The sequence below is a fragment of the Streptomyces sp. NPDC034111 genome (assembly GCF_055575375.1).
Genome location: NZ_JBVIST010000009.1, coordinates 228,268 through 243,481, shown reverse-complemented (window position 1 = coordinate 243,481; position 15,214 = coordinate 228,268). Strand labels below are relative to the sequence as shown.

11 protein-coding genes are annotated in these 15,214 nt (G+C 69.7%); 6 read left to right on the top strand and 5 right to left on the bottom strand.

The genetic code is table 11. The features are described from left to right. The 3 genes from ACZ55A_RS22350 to ACZ55A_RS22340 all read right to left on the bottom strand — a co-directional run. A partial coding sequence (locus ACZ55A_RS22350) for an FGGY family carbohydrate kinase (RefSeq protein WP_468842657.1) occupies positions 1–392 on the bottom strand: 392 nt, incomplete at its 3' end. A 49-nt stretch (positions 393–441) separates the two neighbouring features. Beyond that, positions 442–1,230, bottom strand: a complete 789-nt coding sequence (locus ACZ55A_RS22345) for an MIP/aquaporin family protein (protein WP_468842655.1) — start codon at positions 1,228–1,230, stop codon at positions 442–444. A 227-nt stretch (positions 1,231–1,457) separates the two neighbouring features. Further along, positions 1,458–2,222 (bottom strand): IclR family transcriptional regulator, encoded by a 765-nt coding sequence (locus ACZ55A_RS22340; RefSeq protein WP_468842652.1) that lies wholly within the window; start codon positions 2,220–2,222, stop codon positions 1,458–1,460. 258 nt (positions 2,223–2,480) lie between these two features. On the opposite strand from ACZ55A_RS22340, the gene metH reads away from it, so the two are divergent. The 4 genes from metH (at position 2,481) to ACZ55A_RS22320 (ending at position 10,576) form a co-directional block, all read left to right on the top strand. Next, a complete protein-coding gene (gene metH, locus ACZ55A_RS22335) occupies positions 2,481–5,990 on the top strand; it encodes a methionine synthase (protein ID WP_468842650.1) in 3,510 nt (1,169 codons plus the stop codon). A gap of 206 nt (positions 5,991–6,196) precedes the next feature. Continuing rightward, positions 6,197–6,910, top strand: coding sequence for an HAD family hydrolase (locus tag ACZ55A_RS22330; protein ID WP_468842647.1), 714 nt, complete (start codon positions 6,197–6,199; stop codon positions 6,908–6,910). A gap of 362 nt (positions 6,911–7,272) precedes the next feature. Further along, positions 7,273–8,880 carry an ABC transporter substrate-binding protein gene (locus ACZ55A_RS22325; protein WP_468842645.1) on the top strand — a complete coding sequence of 536 codons (1,608 nt, stop codon included), beginning with the start codon at positions 7,273–7,275 and terminating at the stop codon, positions 8,878–8,880. A 97-nt stretch (positions 8,881–8,977) separates the two neighbouring features. After that, on the top strand, positions 8,978–10,576 hold the full coding sequence (locus ACZ55A_RS22320; protein WP_468842643.1) for an ABC transporter substrate-binding protein: 1,599 nt from the start codon (positions 8,978–8,980) through the stop codon (positions 10,574–10,576). 227 nt (positions 10,577–10,803) lie between these two features. On the opposite strand, the gene ACZ55A_RS22315 is transcribed toward ACZ55A_RS22320, so the two are convergent. Together ACZ55A_RS22315 and ACZ55A_RS22310 are read right to left on the bottom strand one after the other, a co-directional pair. After that, positions 10,804–11,475, bottom strand: a complete 672-nt coding sequence (locus ACZ55A_RS22315; protein WP_066975498.1) for a response regulator — start codon at positions 11,473–11,475, stop codon at positions 10,804–10,806. Between the two features lie 41 nt (positions 11,476–11,516). Further along, positions 11,517–12,476, bottom strand: coding sequence for a RecB family exonuclease (locus ACZ55A_RS22310; RefSeq protein WP_468842639.1), 960 nt, complete (start codon positions 12,474–12,476; stop codon positions 11,517–11,519). A 235-nt stretch (positions 12,477–12,711) separates the two neighbouring features. On the opposite strand from ACZ55A_RS22310, the gene ACZ55A_RS22305 reads away from it, so the two are divergent. Both ACZ55A_RS22305 and ACZ55A_RS22300 read left to right on the top strand, forming a co-directional pair. Then, positions 12,712–13,971 carry a site-2 protease family protein gene (locus tag ACZ55A_RS22305; protein ID WP_468842636.1) on the top strand — a complete coding sequence of 420 codons (1,260 nt, stop codon included), beginning with the start codon at positions 12,712–12,714 and terminating at the stop codon, positions 13,969–13,971. A gap of 100 nt (positions 13,972–14,071) precedes the next feature. Continuing rightward, entirely contained in the window at positions 14,072–14,983 is a 912-nt protein-coding gene (locus ACZ55A_RS22300; RefSeq protein WP_468842633.1) for a tRNA (adenine-N1)-methyltransferase, read from the top strand. Positions 14,984–15,214 lie beyond the last annotated feature (231 nt).

Below are 15,214 nucleotides of genomic sequence, written 5' to 3'. Positions count from 1 at the left end.
TTGCGGCCGAGTTCCTTGCACAGCGCGTCGGTGCGGGTGTCCTGCCAGACGATCGCGTTGTGGACCGGCTCACCGGTGTTCTTGTCCCAAAGGACAGTGGTCTCACGCTGGTTGGTGATGCCGATGGCCTTGACGTCGGCGGAGGTGATCCCCGCCTTCTCGACGGCGCCGTCGACGACCTGCTGGACGTTGGTCCAGATCTCGGCCGCGTCGTGCTCGACCCAGCCCGGCTTCGGGAAGATCTGCTCGTGCTCCTTCTGGTCGACCGAGACGATCCGGCCGTCCTTGTCGAAGACGATGCAGCGGCTGGAGGTGGTGCCCTGGTCGATGGCCGCGATGAACGGACCGTGGCCGTGGGAGCCGTGCTCGATGGTCGTGTGGGTGTCGCTCATGGTGTGCTCCAAGAAGTCTCTGCGGGCGGCGGCGGGGCGGTCAGGCGGCTCAGGCGAACGCCACCTGGTACAGGCCTCCGGCGAGGGCGCCGCCGATCAGCGGGCCGACGACCGGGATCCAGGCGTAGCCCCAGTCTGAACCGCCCTTGTTCGGCAGCGGCAGAAGCGCGTGCACGATACGCGGGCCGAGGTCGCGGACCGGGTTGATCGCGTACCCGGTCGGACCACCCAGCGACAGACCGATGCCGACGACGACCAGGGCGACCAGCAGGGTGCCGATGACGCCGACGCCCTTGCCGTTGTCGCTCAGACCCAGCGTGAGGATCGAGAGCACCAGCACGACGGTGGCGATGATCTCGGTGGCCAGGTTCTGCACGACGTTCCGGATCTCCGGGCCGGTGGAGAAGATGCCGAGCACCGGGCCGGCCTTGGGAGCGGCCTTCGGGTCGACCAGACCCTCCTCGGTGGTGTGGTCGGCCAGCACCTCGGGGTCGGTGAGATGCGCCCGGAACTGTCCGTAGTAGACGATCCACACCAGCACCGCGCCGATCATGGCGCCGAGCATCTCGCCGGCCAGGTAGACCGGCACCTGGCTCCACTCGATGCCGCCCTTGATGGCCAGGGCGATGGTGACGGCGGGGTTGAGGTGTGCGCCGGACTTCACGGCGATGTAGGCACCCGTGAGGACGGCGAAGCCCCACCCGAAGGCGATGGCGACCCATCCGGCGTTGAACGCCTTGGAGCGCTTGAACGTGACGGCGGCGCAGACGCCACCGCCCATCAGAAGCAGTACAGCGGTACCGATGGTCTCGCTGATGAAGATGTCGGAGCTGGACACCGGCGACTCCTTTGTCCTTCGTCCAGGGGAAGGCGAACCCCGGGTCCCGTCCGGTGGTCCGCGCCCTCCGAGAGGGCGTTGGCCGGACCGGCAATGCCTCACCATAGCGAATATTGTCGTTAGGTGTTCGACAATGCCGACCGACGAACGGCAGTTTTGTTCACCGTAAGGACCGCGTCAAGGGTTCTTTGGCGAAAAACTTAGGTGAACTTAAGGTGTCAAACCGGTCAGAATCGCCCGGCGCCAAGATCACGGGACACTGCGCGTGCGCAATCCCTCACGGCAGCGACGATTTCCGGCCGCAGTTCGCCGTCAAGGCAGATCCGCTCCACCGCTCCCGTGATGCCCACCGCACCCACCGGCATCCGCCGCCGGTCGTGGATCGGCGCCGCCACCGCGGCCACGCCCTCCCAGGTCTCCTCCACGTCCGCGGCCCAGCCGCGCGCCCTGGTCAGATCCAGCAGCCCCTCGAAGTCCCCGAGGCCGGTCACCGTGCGCGGGGTGAACGCCTCCAGCTCCGACTCGACCACCTCGCTGTGCGCCACCGGGTCGTACGCCGAGAGCACCTTGCCCAGGGCGGTGCTGTGCAGCGGCTGCATCGCGCCCACCTCCAGCACCTGCCGGCTGTCGTCCGGCCGGAAGACGTGGTGCACGACCAGGACGCCCTGCTGGTGCAGCACGCCCAGATAGACCGCCTCGCCGCTGGAGCGGGCCAGGTCGTCGGTCCACACCAGGGCGCGGGCGCGCAGCTCGTGCACGTCCAGGTAGCTGTTGCCAAGCCGCAGCAGCTCCGCGCCCAGCTGGTAGCGGCCGGAGGTCGCCTCCTGCTCGACGAACCCCTCCTGCTGGAGGGTGCGCAGGATGCCGTGTGCGGTGCCCTTGGCCAGTCCCAGGGAGGAGGAGATGTCGGAGAGCCCCAGCCGCCGCTCCCCTCCTGCGAGCAGCCGCAACATCGCGGCGGCGCGCTCCAGCGACTGGATGGTCCGTGCCATCGGGCAACCTCCGAAGTATGCGGTTCGACAATGCTGAACGATATCGGCCCATGCCGACTCACGTCAGCGAACCGGACGTTCTTGCTCAGCGAACCGGAGTCTGCCAATGAGCACGGATGGCGCACGACAGGGGGTGGTGGTGTGCTGTCCACGGCGTGAAACGGGGAACACGTGTACCGGACCGGCAGCTACGCTGGCCGGGTGCGCCCTCTCCTGGGGGCGCAAAGCCGACAGCCGTCGCAACCAGGGAGCACCTCCATGGCCTCGAACACGCCATCGTCCACCAGCTCAGCCCGCGTCGAATCCTTCAGGGAGGCACTGGCCTCCCGGGTGGTGGTCGCCGACGGCGCGATGGGCACCATGCTGCAGGCGCAGGACCCGACCATGGAGGACTTCGAGCAGCTGGAGGGCTGCAACGAGATCCTCAACATCACCCGGCCCGACATCGTCCGCTCGGTGCACGAGGAGTACTTCGCGGTCGGCGTCGACTGCGTGGAGACCAACACCTTCGGCGCGAACTTCGCCGCACTGGCCGAGTACGACATCCCCGAGCGCGTCCACGAGCTCTCCGAGGCCGGCGCCCGGATCGCCCGCGAGGTCGCCGACGAGTTCACCGCCTCCACCGGCCAGCAGCGCTACGTCCTCGGCTCCATGGGCCCCGGCACCAAGCTGCCCACCCTGGGCCACGCCCCCTACGTCACGCTGCGCGACGCCTACCAGCAGAACGCCGAGGGCATGATCGCCGGCGGTGCGGACGCGCTGCTCGTCGAGACCACCCAGGACCTGCTCCAGACCAAGGCCGCCATCCTGGGCGCCCGCCGCGCCCTGAAGGCCACCGGGACCGACCTCCCGGTGATCTGCTCGGTCACCGTCGAGACCACCGGCACCATGCTGCTCGGCTCCGAGATCGGCGCCGCGCTGACGGCCCTGGAGCCGCTGGGCATCGACATGATCGGCCTGAACTGCGCCACCGGCCCGGCCGAGATGAGCGAGCACCTGCGCTACCTCGCCCGCAACTCCCGCGTCCCGCTCTCCTGCATGCCCAACGCGGGCCTGCCGGTGCTGGGCAAGAACGGCGCGCACTACCCGCTCACCGCGGGCGAGCTGGCCGACGCCCAGGAGACCTTCGTCGCCGAGTACGGCCTCTCCCTGGTCGGCGGCTGCTGCGGCACCACCCCCGAGCACCTGCGCCAGGTCGTCGAGCGGGTCCGCGGCGTCACCCCGCCCGCGCGCGAGGTGCGCCCGGAGCCGGGCGCCGCCTCCCTCTACCAGACCGTGCCGTTCCGCCAGGACACCTCGTACCTGGCCATCGGCGAGCGCACCAACGCCAACGGCTCGAAGAAGTTCCGCGACGCGATGCTGGCGGGCCGCTGGGACGACTGTGTGGAGATGGCCCGCGACCAGATCCGCGAGGGCGCCCACATGCTCGACCTGTGCGTCGACTACGTCGGCCGGGACGGCGTCGCCGACATGGAGGAGCTGGCCGGCCGCTTCGCCACCGCCTCCACCCTGCCCCTCGTCCTGGACTCCACCGAGCTGAACGTCATCCAGGCCGGACTGGAGAAGCTGGGCGGCCGGGCCGTCATCAACTCCGTCAACTACGAGGACGGCGACGGCCCCGAGTCGCGCTTCGCGAAGGTCACCGCGCTGGCGGCCGAGCACGGTGCGGCGCTGATCGCGCTCACCATCGACGAGGAGGGCCAGGCCCGCACCGCCGAGCACAAGGTCGCCGTGGCCGAGCGGCTGATCGCCGATCTGACCGGCAACTGGGGCATCCGTGAGTGCGACATCCTCATCGACTGTCTGACCTTCACCATCTGCACGGGCCAGGAGGAGTCCCGCAAGGACGGCATCAACACCATCGAGGCCATCCGCGAGCTGAAGAAGCGGCACCCGGAAGTCCAGACCACCCTGGGCCTGTCCAACATCTCCTTCGGCCTCAACCCGGCCGCGCGGATCGTCCTCAACTCCGTCTTCCTGGACGAGTGCGTCAAGGCCGGCCTGGACTCCGCCATCGTGCACGCCTCCAAGATCCTGCCGATCGCCCGGCTGGAGGAGGAGCAGGTCCAGGTCGCCCTCGACCTGATCTACGACCGGCGCCGCGAGGGCTACGACCCCCTGCAGAAGCTCATGGAGCTCTTCGAGGGCGCCACCGCCAAGTCCCTGAAGGCCGGCAAGGCCGAGGAGCTGGCCGCGCTGCCGCTGGAGGAGCGGCTGCGGCGGCGGATCATCGACGGTGAGAAGAACGGCCTGGAGGCCGACCTCGACGAGGCGCTGAAGGAGCGCCCCGCCCTCGACATCGTCAACGACACCCTCCTGGAGGGCATGAAGGTCGTCGGCGAACTTTTCGGATCCGGCCAGATGCAGCTGCCGTTCGTGCTCCAGTCCGCCGAGGTCATGAAGAGCGCGGTGGCCTACCTGGAGCCGCACATGGAGAAGTCGGACGACGAGGGCAAGGGCACGATCGTGCTGGCCACCGTCCGCGGCGACGTCCATGACATCGGCAAGAACCTGGTCGACATCATCCTGTCCAACAACGGCTACAACGTCGTCAACCTCGGTATCAAGCAGCCGGTGTCGGCGATCCTCGAAGCCGCCGAGGAACACCGCGCCGACGTCATCGGGATGTCCGGCCTCCTGGTCAAGTCCACGGTGATCATGAAGGAGAACCTGGAGGAGCTCAACCAGCGCAAGATGGCGGCCGACTTCCCCGTCATCCTGGGCGGAGCGGCCCTCACCCGCGCCTACGTCGAGCAGGACCTGCACGAGATCTACGAGGGCGAAGTCCGCTACGCCCGCGACGCGTTCGAGGGCCTGCGCCTGATGGACGCCCTGATCGCCGTCAAGCGCGGGGTGCCCGGCGCCACGCTGCCCGAACTCAAGCAGCGCCGGGTGCCCAAGCGGGACACCGCGATGCTGGAGGTCGAGGAGCCCGAGGGCGCGGTGCGCTCCGACGTCGCCACCGACAACCCCGTGCCGACCCCGCCGTTCTGGGGCACCCGGGTCGTCAAGGGCATCCAGCTCGCGGACTATGCGTCCTGGCTGGACGAGGGCGCGCTGTTCAAGGGCCAGTGGGGCCTGAAGCAGGCGCGTACCGGCGAGGGGCCGACGTACGAGGAGCTGGTGGAGACCGAGGGCCGGCCCCGGCTGCGCGGCTGGCTCGACAAGCTGCAGACCGAGAACCTGCTGGAAGCCGCGGTCGTCCACGGTTACTTCCCGTGCGTGTCCAAGGGCGAGGACCTGATCCTGCTGCACGAGGACGGCACCGAGCGGACCCGCTTCACCTTCCCGCGCCAGCGCCGCGGCCGGCGGCTGTGCCTGGCGGACTACTTCCGCCCGGAGGAGTCCGGCGAGACCGATGTCGTCGGCCTTCAGGTCGTCACCGTCGGCTCGCGGATCGGCGCCGCCACCGCCGAGCTCTTCGAGGCCAACTCCTACCGCGACTACCTCGAACTGCACGGGCTGTCCGTCCAGTTGGCCGAGGCGCTGGCGGAGTACTGGCACGCCCGGGTCCGCGCCGAACTGGGCTTCGGCGGCGAGGACCCCGACGACGTCGAGGACATGTTCGCGCTCAAGTACCGCGGTGCGCGTTTCTCGCTGGGCTACGGCGCCTGCCCCGACCTGGAGGACCGCGCCAAGATCGCCGACCTGCTGAAGCCGGAGCGGATCGGCGTCGAGCTCTCCGAGGAGTTCCAGCTCCACCCGGAGCAGTCCACGGACGCCATCGTCATCCACCACCCGGAGGCGAAGTACTTCAACGCGCGGTAGCGGCGTCCCGCCGTATCGCAGCAGCTCCGCGTGAGCGGTTCAGGGCCGTCCGGACACCCTCCGGACGGCCCTGACCAGCATCACCGCGCTTTCCGGCGCGCACCGTCGTACACTTGTCGGTCCGGTAGTGGCCGGTCGTTTCCCCCAGCCGGGGATGGCGGCCGGCCCTTTCGTCCCTTCTGGGACGTCGCAGTGGAGGTGGATGGATGACCAGCAGCATCCCCGCGATCGGCACCCGAACGGCCGACGGCGCGACCCTCCAGGCCGTCTTCCTCGACCTCGACGGCACGCTCGTCGACACCGAGGGGTTCTGGTGGGAGGCGGAGGCCGAGGTGTTCGCCGAGCTCGGTCACATCCTGGACGACACCCACCGCGAGGTGGTGGTCGGCGGGCCGATGACCCGCAGCGCCAACTATCTGATTCAGGCCACCGGCGTCGACATCAGCCTGACCGAGCTCAGCGTGCTGATCAACGCCGCCTTCCTGGCCCGGATCGGGCGTGGCGTCCCGCTGATGCCGGGCGCCCGCAGGCTGCTCGCCGAACTGGCCGCCCATGAGGTGCCGACCGCACTGGTCACCGCGTCCCACCGCGCCATCGTCGACCAGATGCTGCACTCGCTCGGCCCGGAGCACTTCCGGCTGACGCTCGCGGGCGATGACCTGGTGCGCACCAAGCCGCACCCGGACCCGTACCTGACGGCCGCCGCGCGGCTGGGGGCGGACCCGGCGCGCTGTGCCGTGGTCGAGGACACCCTGACGGGGGTCACGGCCGGTGAGGCGGCGGGCTGCCCGGTCGTCGCGGTGCCCTCGCTGACGCCGATCCCGCCCGCGATGGGCCGTACGGTCGTCCGTTCGCTGGAAGAAGTCGATCTGCCATTTCTCCGGGCGCTCATCACGGAAAGCGGCAGCAGCGTGCACTGAGCGTGTCAAGGGAAAAGTCGACAGAACTGTCCGGAACGGGCCGCTCATTTTCCGTGACGAATACTCTGACTGAATTGGTGCATCGCCTTGGCCCCCTGAATGCGTGACGTTTCTCACGTGCCGGGCCGTCGACAGCGGGCCCCACAGGTGTTCCAGGGGGTCCGTTCGGTGTGTTCCACGGGGGTAAGTGTCCGGATTGGTGGAGCAACGTGCGAATCGTTCCTGCGTCCGGATATCGATCCCCCCGCCATCGTTATCCGGGAGCCATATCGATACAACTCCTTTGTGTCCCAGCGCGGCTGGCCGTTCCTACTAATGTCGGGGCGAGCAACACCTCTGCGCTGATAAGGAACCTGCCGACGATGAATCGCAAGACCCTGGTGCTGCCGGCGCTGGCCGGTCTCCTTGCCCCCGTTCTCGCTGCCTGCGGCAGCTCGGACGGCGCGGGCGATGGCGGCGATCCCATCGTCGTGGGCGTGGCCACCCATATCGAGGCCACGAAGGTGGCGCCCGCGCCCCTCGACCCGGCGCAGGCCTACGACGTCGACGCATGGAACGTGCTGCGCAACACGCTCCAGACGCTGATGCGGCTGCCGCGCAGCGGTACCGAGCCGGTGCCCGAGGCGGCCCAATCGTGCGGGTTCCGGGACGCCCGGAACGAGCAGTACCGGTGCACCCTGCGCAGCGGCCTGAAGTTTTCGAACGGGCATGCGCTGACGGCGGAGGACGTCAAGTTCTCCATCGACCGCATGCTGACCATCAACAACACCAACGGTCCGGTGCCGCTGCTCAGCGGCATCGACAAGGTCGAGGCCCCCAGCGACACCGAGGTGGTCTTCCACCTCAACAAGCCGGACGCCACCTTCCCGCAGAAGCTCACCACGCCGGCCGCGTCCATCGTCGACCCCGAGGTGTACCCCAAGGGCCGTCTCTACAGCGGCTTCAACCTGGTCGGCTCCGGCCCGTACACCCTCAAGGTCGAGCACAGCGGCAACAGCATCACCAAGGCCGTCTTCACCAAGAACCCCGGCTACAAGGGCGGGGTGAAGCTGAAGAACGACAAGGTGGAGATGCGTTTCTTCGACGACTCCGTGACCACGGAGAAGGCGCTGCGCCGCGGCGACCTCGACGTGATGAACCGTGGTCTGGCGCCCGAACAGGTCAAGAGCCTGGAGAACGCCCGCGACGAGCACCTCACCCTCCAGGAGATGCCGGGCCAGGAGATCCGCTACCTCGCCTTCAACACCAAGGATCCGCTGGTCTCCAACAAGGCCGTACGGCAGGCGATGGCGCACATCGTCAACCGCTCGGCGCTGGTGCGCAACGTCTACTCGTACACCGGTGACCCGCTCTTCTCGATGGTCCCCACCGGCCTCACCGGCCACATCAACTCCTTCTTCAACAAGTACGGGAACCCCAGCGTCGCGGCCGCCCGCAAGGCCCTCCAGCAGGCGAACATCACCACCCCGGTGAAGTTCACCCTCACGTACACCACGAACCACTACGGCTCCAGCACCGGCACAGAGGTCCGTGCGCTCCAGCGCCAGCTCAACAGCACCAAGCTGTTCGACGTCAGCCTCAAGGGCATCGACAGCTGGCAGGAGTTCCGTACCGGCGCCCTGGACGGCAAGTACACCGTCTACAACATGGGCTGGTTCCCCGACATCCCGGACGCCGACAACTACATCGCGCCGTTCATCGGCAAGCAGAACTTCCTCGGCTCCCCGTACCGCAACAGCAAGATCGAGTCGCAGCTGATCCCGTCCAGCCGCCAGCAGTCCGACCGCAACGCTGCCGCGGCCGACTTCAAGCAGGCGCAGGACATCATCGCCGACGACGTCCCGCTCATCCCGCTCTGGCAGGGCAAGCAGTACGTCGCCGCCCGCGACGATGTGACCGGCATCGAATGGGCCCTCAACTCGGCCTCCGGGCTGCAGATCTGGGAGCTCGGCCGTGGCGTCGCCGACTGAGCGCGCGCATCCGATGCGGCACACCTTTTCCACCCCCACCGCCGCGGCGCCGACGCCGCGGCCCGACAGGCACCACCCAGATCGTGAGGACCGTTTAGTGAGGAAGCGTGACCAGTGGCTGGCCGCCCCGATCGGAGCGGGGCTGGCAACAGCCCTGCTCGCGCTCGCCGGGTGCGGCACGGACGACTCGGGAGCGGCAGGCCACGGTGAGCCCGTGGTCATGGGAATGACGGACAAGGTCGTGGCCACCGACCCCGCAGGAGGCTACGACGTCGGGTCGTGGCTGCTGTTCAACAACGTCTTCCAGTCCCTGCTGAGCTTCCCCAAGGGCGGCACCACCCCCGAGCCGGAGGCCGCCAAGCGCTGCGCCTTCACCGACAGCGAGAGCAAGGTCTACCGCTGCACCCTCAAGGACGGCCTGACCTTCAGCAACGGTGACGCGCTGACCTCCGAGGACGTCAAGTTCTCCTTCGACCGCACCAAGCGCATCGACGACAAAAACGGCCCCGCCGTGATGTTCTCCGCCCTGGACAAGGTCGAGGCACCGGACGCCAAGACCGTGGTCTTCCGTCTGAAGACGCCCGACGCCACCTTCCCCATGAAGATCGCCACGGGCGCCGGCTCCATCGTCGACCACAAGCAGTACCCCGCCGACCGGCTGCGCACCGACGGCAAGGCCACCGGATCCGGCGTCTACACCCTCAAGGAGTACGGCCGCGACAAGGCCGTCTTCGCCGTCAACGGCTCCTACAAGGGCCCGGCCAAGGCCAAGAACTCCGGTATGACCGTGAAGTTCTTCAACGGGCAGGACAAGCTCAAGAAGGCCGTCGAGAGCGGTAGCGTCGACCTGGCCTACCGAGGCCTGGCCATGAAGGACATCGCCCACCTCGGCAGCGCCTCGCTGAGCCAGCAGCACGGCACGCAGGTGATAGAGGGCGGCAGCGCCGAGATCATGCACCTGGTCTTCAACGTCAAGGACCCGGTCGCCGGCAAGATAGGTGTCCGCAAGGCGATCGCGTACCTCCTGGACCGCTCCACCCTCGTCCGGGACGTCTACCAGCGCACCGCCGAACCGCTGTACTCGATCGTCCCGGCCGGCATCACCGGTCACAACACCGCGTTCTTCAACACCTACGGCGACCGTCCGCAGCCCGACAAGGCGAAGCAGGCGCTGCGCTCCTCGGGCCTCGACGGCAAGGTGAAGCTCACGCTGTGGGCCACCCCCGACCGGTTCGGCCCGGGCACCGTCCCGGCCTTCCAGGAGATCGCCCAACAGCTCAACGCCAGCGGCCTGTTCGACGCCAAGGTGCGCTCCGTGCCCACCGAGGAGTACGACAAGGGCGTGAAGGACGGCCGGTACGGCGTCTACGTCAAGGGCTGGGTCCCCGACTACCCGGACCCCGACAACTTCACCCAGCCGTTCTTCGGCAAGGACAACGTCCTGTCCAACAACTACAACTCGCCGGAGATCACCGGCCGGCTGCTGCCCAAGACGGCCGACCAGCAGGACCGCGGCTCCACCAAGGCCGCCTTCCGGGAGCTTCAGAACATCGTCGCCCAGGACGTGCCGGTGATCCCGATCTGGCAGGGCAAGCAGTACGCCGTGGCCCGCGAGGGCATCAGCGGGCTGGAGTGGACGCTGGACTCCTCGACGGTCTTCCGGTTCTGGGAGATCAGCAAGGCGGCCGAGGCCTGACGGCCGGCGGACGCCAAGGACACGGCGGCGGGGCCGGCCCGGGAATCTCCCGGGCCGGCCCCGCCGCCGTTGTGCCGTGGTGCGGTGATGTCGACAGGGGCTGCCTGAGCCGCCGTACGGGCTCCGAGCCTCACCGGGGCCGCCCGTACCTCGCAAGGAGGGCAAGAAGGGCGCTGCGACGCCTTCTTGGCGGTCCCTGACCCCTCCCTGGCTGCGCCCGTGGCGCCCTACTGCGCGCCGGGGCGCACCAGCCCGCTCTCGTACGCGTACACCGCCGCCTGGACCCGGTCGCGCAGCCCCAGCTTCGTCAGCACATGGCCCACATGCGTCTTGACCGTCGTCTCGCTCACGAACAGATCCGCGGCGATCTCCGCATTCGACAGCCCGCGCGCCACCAGCTTGAGCACCTCCACCTCGCGCTCGGTGAGGGTGTGCAGGGTGTCCGGCACCGGCTCCTCGCCCGACGGCAGATGCCCGGCGTACTTGTCCAGCAGCCGCCGGGTGATGCTCGGCGCCAGCATCGCCTCGCCGGCCGCCACCACCCGGATCGCCTGCACCAGCTCATGGGCCGGCGCGTCCTTCAGCAGAAAGCCACTGGCCCCGGCCCGCAGCGCCTCGACGACGTACTCGTCCAGATCGAACGTCGTCAGCACCAGTACCTTCGCCGGACCGTCCTTCGCCGGACCGGTGATCTGCCGGGTCGCCTCGACCCCGTCCATCCGCGGCATCCGGATGTCCATCAGCACCACATCGGGCTGGAGCGCCCGCACCTGCTCCAGCGCCTGGAGACCGTCACCGGCCTCCCCGACGACGGCCAGGTCCTGCTCCGCCTCCAGAATCATCCGGAATCCCGTACGCAGCAGGGGCTGGTCGTCGACCAGCAGGACGCGGATGGCCACGAGCTCTCCTTCGTTACGCCCGTTCGATACGCCCGGACAGGCTAGATCGCCTCCATTCTGCCCTGCGGTCCCCTTTCGGCATCCGCCGGGCGCACCTGGAGCGGGTACACCGGGGGAGTGCCGCCGAATTCCGGACAGTGCGCCTGGTGGTCGCACCAGCCGCACAACTTCGTCGGCCGCGGCCGCCAGTCGCCGGTCTCCGTCGCCAGCTGGATCGCCTCCCACAGCGCCAGCAACTTCCGCTCCACGGCCCGCAGATCGGCCTCGCCCGGGTCGTACGTCACCACATCGCCGCTGCCCAGATACACCAGCTGGAGCCGCCGCGGCAGCACACCGCGCAGCCGCCACATCACCAGGGCGTAGAACTTCATCTGGAACAGCGCGCCTTCGGCGAACTGAGGCCGCGGCGCCTTACCGGTCTTGTAGTCGACGATCCGCACCTCGCCCGTCGGTGCCACGTCCACCCGGTCGATGAACCCGCGCAGCTGAAGCCCCGACTCCAGCACCGTCTCCACATACAGCTCGCGGTCCGCCGGCTCCAGCCGCGTCGGGTCCTCCAGCGAGAACCACCGCTCCACCAGCGCCTCGGCCTCCGCCAGCCACGCCGCCAGCCGCTCGCCCGCGGTGCCGTCCGCGGTGTCGTCAGCGAACAGCCCGGCCAGCTCCGGCCGCTTGGCCAGCAGCTTCTCCCACTCGCCGGGCACCATCGCGCGCGCCCCGGCCGCCGTACGCTGCGCCGCCGGAGCGTCGAAGAGCCGCTCCAGCACCGCATGCACGACCGTGCCCCGGGTCGCCGCCGCGCTCGGCTTCTCCGGCAGCCTGTCGATCACCCGGAAGCGGTACAGCAGCGGGCACTGCATGAAATCGCTCGCCCGCGACGGCGAGAGCGCCACCGGCGGACGCGCCCGCTCCCCGCCGTCCGGCGCCGCTCCGGCCGCCTCCCCGCCGGACTCCCGTCCGCCCTGCGCGTCCGTCCCGGCCTGCTCCGTGCTCCATCCCATGCCACAGAACCCTACGGCCCGCCACTGACAGCCGCGGACGGACGACGAGGAGTGCGCGACGGGGCGGGCACGGCAAGGGCGGGAAGCGGGACGGAAGGTACGGAAGTACGGGCCCCGCAGCCCAGGAGGCCCCCACGCTCCGCATACCATCGACGCCGGACCCCTTCGCCCTGCATGATCGAGATATCAGGCCGAGCAGGGGCGAATGCCGTATTCGATGAGGGGACGCCACACCGTGGACGACAGCGGGAAGCCGCAGGACCCCGAGGAGTCCGTGCGGCCCCGGCCGCCCGGGCCGCCCAAGGACACCAACGGACCCAAGGCGCCCCCGCCCGGCAAGAAGGGCAGCGGCGGCGGCATTCTGATGGGGCGTCCCTTCGGTGTGCCCGTCTACGTGGCCCCCAGCTGGTTCCTCGTCGCGGCCCTGATCACCTGGGTCTTCGGCGGCCAACTGGAGCGCATCCTGCCCGAGCTCGGCGGCGCCCGCTACCTCGTCTCGCTCTTCTTCGCCGTCGCCTTCTACGCCTCGGTGCTCGTCCACGAGCTGGCCCACACCGTCGCCGCGCTCCGCTTCAAGCTCCCCGTGCGCCGCATCCAGCTCCAGTTCTTCGGCGGCGTCTCGGAGATCGAGAAGGAGACCGAGAGCCCGGGCCGGGAGTTCGTCCTCGCCTTCGTCGGCCCGCTGCTCTCCCTCGCGCTCGCCGGGGTGTTCTACGCCGGCATGGAGCTGGTCGAGCCGGACACCGTCCCCGGGGTGCTGCTCGCCGGCCTGATGATCTCCAACCTGATCGTCGCCGTCTTCAACCTGCTGCCGGGGCTCCCCCTGGACGGCGGCCGGATGCTGCGCGCCGTGGTCTGGAAGGTCACCGGCAACTCCATGACCGGCACCATCGCTGCCGCCTGGGTCGGCCGCGCCCTCGCCGTCACCGTCCTCATCGGTCTGCCGCTGCTCACCCACACCGGCGCCCTGGGCAACGCCCGCCCCGAGATCGGCGGCGCGGACTCGCTCACCGACGCCCTGCTCGCCGCGATCCTCGCCGCCATCATCTGGACCGGCGCCGGCAACAGTCTGCGCATGGCCCGGCTGCGCGAACGCCTCCCCGACCTCACCGCCCGCCATCTGACCCGGCGCGCAATCCCCGTCGAGACCGCCACCCCGCTCTCCGAGGCGCTGCGCCGTGCCAACGACGCCGGCGCCCGCGCCCTGGTCGTCGTCGACCCCCAGGGCGCACCGACCGCCCTGGTCCGCGAGGCCGCCATCGTCGGCGTCCCCGACCACCGCCGCCCCTGGGTGGCCGTGGGCACCCTCGCCCAGGACCTCAAGGACGGCATGCGGGTCTCCGCCGAGCTCGCCGGTGAGGACCTGCTGGAGTATCTGCGCGCCACCCCCGCCACCGAATACCTCGTCGTCGAGGACACCGGCGAGATCTACGGCGTGCTGTCCACCGCCGACGTCGAACGGGCCTTCGTCTCCGCCATGGCCCGCAAACCCTGACCCCACCGCCCCGACAGCTGCCGGGCCACCCTTGCTCCCGGCGGGCCCTCGCCCCGCCCCACTGGTCGGCGGGCCCCCAACGGGCCGGTAGGCTGGTCACATGTCCGAACCGACCGGTGCCGCCCGCCGTCGCGGGCCCTTCAAGGTCGGGGACCAGGTCCAGCTCACCGACCCCAAGGGACGCCACTACACCTTCACGCTCGAAGAGGGCAAAAGCTTCCACACCCACAAGGGAGCCTTCCCCCACGACGAGCTGATCGGTGCTCCCGAGGGCAGTGTTGTCCGTACCACCGGGAACGTCGCCTACCTCGCGCTGCGCCCGCTGCTCCCCGACTACGTCCTGTCCATGCCCCGCGGTGCCGCCGTGGTCTACCCCAAGGACGCGGGGCAGATCCTGGCGATGGCCGACATCTTCCCCGGCGCCCGGGTCGTCGAGGCGGGTGTGGGCTCCGGCTCGCTCAGCAGCTTCCTGCTCCGCGCCATCGGCGACGACGGCATGCTGCACTCCTACGAGCGCCGCGCCGACTTCGCCGAGATCGCCACGCAGAACGTCGAGCGCTACTTCGGCGGCCCCCACCCCGCGTGGACCCTGACCGTCGGTGACCTCCAGGACAACCTCTCCGACACCGACGTCGACCGCGTCATCCTCGACATGCTCGCCCCCTGGGAGTGCCTGGAGGCCGTCTCCAAGGCCCTGGTCCCCGGCGGCATCCTCTGCGCCTACGTGGCCACGACCACGCAGCTGGCCCGCACCGTCGAGGCGATCCGCGAACACGGCACCTTCAACGAGCCGTCGGCCTGGGAAACCATGGTCCGCACCTGGCACGTCGAGGGCCTGGCCGTCCGCCCCGACCACCGCATGATCGGCCACACCGGCTTCCTGCTCACCGCCCGCCGCCTCGCGGACGGCGTGGAGCCCCCGCTGCGCCGCCGCCGGCCCGCCAAGGGCGCGTACGGCGAGGACTACACCGGCCCGGGGAAGGACCAGGCCGCGGCCGCCGGACGCGACTGACGCCACCGCCGCACGCGACCGACGGCCACCGCCGGACGCCACCGACGAGCCCCCACAGGGCCCGCCCCCGGCGGCCGGAACAGGCCACCGAACCACCAGGCGCCGCCGACGAGTTCCCGCCCCGGGAACCGCCGGCGGCGCCGTCTCGTTCATCGGCCAGGGGCCCACAGCACCCGTATGGGACGCCGCACGCATCCCCTTACGGGAAACCCGGAAAACTCCGGCTCAGCT